This is a genomic window from Ancylobacter sp. VNQ12, assembly GCF_049445835.1.
Lineage (GTDB): Bacteria > Pseudomonadota > Alphaproteobacteria > Rhizobiales > Xanthobacteraceae > Ancylobacter.
Window position 1 is genome coordinate 1 of the sequence record NZ_JBMSDU010000062.1, and the last position, 1,703, is coordinate 1,703.

At 67.9% G+C, this 1,703-nt stretch carries 1 protein-coding gene; it reads right to left on the bottom strand.

Going from position 1 to position 1,703, the window contains the following annotated elements:
• Nucleotide 1: 1 nt before the first annotated feature.
• The gene (locus ACO2RV_RS25070; RefSeq protein WP_423296916.1) at nt 2-1,498 is read right to left on the bottom strand and encodes a CoA-acylating methylmalonate-semialdehyde dehydrogenase; all 1,497 of its coding nucleotides are present in this window, start codon (nt 1,496-1,498) and stop codon (nt 2-4) included.
• Nucleotides 1,499-1,703: the final 205 nt, after the last annotated feature.

A 1,703-nucleotide genomic window follows, 5' to 3' on the forward strand; every position in this document is an offset into this window, starting at 1 on the left:
TTCACCCCATGGTTGGGATGGTGAACTCGGCTCCTTCCTTGACGCCGGAGGGCCAGCGCGAGGTGACGGTCTTGGTCTTGGTGTAGAAGCGGAAGGCGTCGGGGCCGTGCTGGTTGAGGTCGCCGAAGCCGGAGCGCTTCCAGCCACCGAACGTGTAGTAGGCGATCGGCACCGGGATCGGGACGTTGACGCCGATCATGCCGACATTCACCTTCGCGGCGAAGTCGCGGGCGGCGTCGCCGTCGCGGGTGAAGATCGCCACCCCGTTGCCGTATTCGTGCTCGGAGGGCAGGCGCAGCGCCTCCTCGTAGCTGGTCGCGCGCACCACCGAGAGCACCGGCCCGAAGATCTCCTCCTTGTAGATGCGCATGTCGGGGGTGACACGGTCGAACAGGCAGCCGCCGAGATAGAAGCCGTTCTCGTAGCCCTGCATCTGGAAGCCGCGCCCGTCGACCACCAACTCGGCGCCTTCGCCGAGGCCGACCTCGATATAGTCCTTCACCTTCTGCACATGGGCGCGGGTGACGAGCGGGCCGAAATCGGCGCTGGCATCGGTGGACGGGCCGATCTTCAGCCCCTCCACCCGGGGGATCAGCTTGGCCAGCAGGCGGTCGGCGGTCGCCTCCCCCACCGGCACCGCCACCGAGATCGCCATGCAGCGCTCGCCCGCCGAGCCGTAGCCGGCCCCGATCAGCGCGTCGACGGTCTGGTCGAGGTCGGCGTCGGGCATCACGATCATGTGGTTCTTGGCGCCGCCGAAGCACTGCACGCGCTTGCCCGCCGCGCAGCCGCGCGCATAGATGTATTCGGCGATCGCGGTCGAGCCGACGAAGCCCACCGCCCGCACCTGCGCATGGTCCAGCAGGGCGTCGACCGCGTCCTTGTCGCCGTTGACCACGTTGAAGATCCCGGCCGGCAGCCCGGCCTCCAGGAACAGCTCGGCGAGCCGCATCGGCACCCCGGGGTCGCGCTCGGAGGGCTTGAGGATGAAGGCGTTGCCGGCGGCGATCGCCGGGCCCGCCTTCCACAGCGGGATCATCGCCGGGAAGTTGAACGGGGTGATGCCGGCGACCACGCCCAGCGGCTGGCGCATCGAATAGACGTCGATGCCGGGTCCAGCGCCGTCGCTGAACTCGCCCTTGAGCAGGTGCGGGGCGCCGATGCAGAACTCGACCACCTCGAGGCCGCGCTGGATGTCACCCTTGGCGTCGGGGATGGTCTTGCCGTGTTCGCGCGCCAGCAGCTCGGCGAGGCTGTCGATCTCACGGTTGGCGAGGTCGAGAAAGCGCATCAGCACACGGGCGCGCCGCTGCGGGTTGGTGGCGGCCCAGCCGAGCTGGGCCGCGCTCGCGGCCGCAACGGCGGTGTCGACCTCCTCGCGCGAGGCGAGCGCCACCTGGGAACGCACATCGCCGGTCATCGGCTGATAGCCGTCGGCAAAACGTCCCGAGCTGCCCGGCACGTGCCGGCCCCCGATGAAATGACCGTAGACGATCACGACGCAGCATCTCCCTGAATTGTCGTTCTTGTGCTTTGAGAGGACGCTATCCATGTGATCGGTGCACGTCGATAAGATATATTGCCCCCTTGCTGTGCAAGAATGCGCATACGAGGATGGGGCCATGCATGGTTTCGACTGGGGCGACCTCAGATTCTTCCTCACCGTGGCACGGGCCGGACGCCTGACCCTCGCGGCGCGCCAG